Here is a 237-nt window from a genome sequence, read left to right on the forward strand (position 1 = left end):
CTTCCTGTTGCTTGTTAGCAAAATCTGGTGGCTGGAAATAGCTCGCTGCTGCCGTAATAATCAAAACATCGAAGGGGAAATATATCCCTGTAACAGAGATGATTTGGCATAAGGATGGTTAATGAACTGGGCACACGTTTTGTTGGCAGGTTATATCGGGGCGGTGATTGCTATCGTAGTTGGCATGTTTCGCAAAAAAGGCTGGCTGGGCAAGGTCTCCGGCGCGGTGGTCTTTGT

General features: G+C 47.7%; 1 pseudogene. It reads left to right on the forward strand.

Annotated elements, in window-relative coordinates:
• Nucleotides 1-121: 121 nt before the first annotated feature.
• Nucleotides 122-237, forward strand: a pseudogene (locus FDX22_RS32725) (topoisomerase II); the annotation flags it as partial.

It is taken from the genome of Citrobacter sp. TBCS-14 (assembly GCF_005280805.1).
GTDB lineage: Bacteria > Pseudomonadota > Gammaproteobacteria > Enterobacterales > Enterobacteriaceae > Citrobacter > Citrobacter gillenii.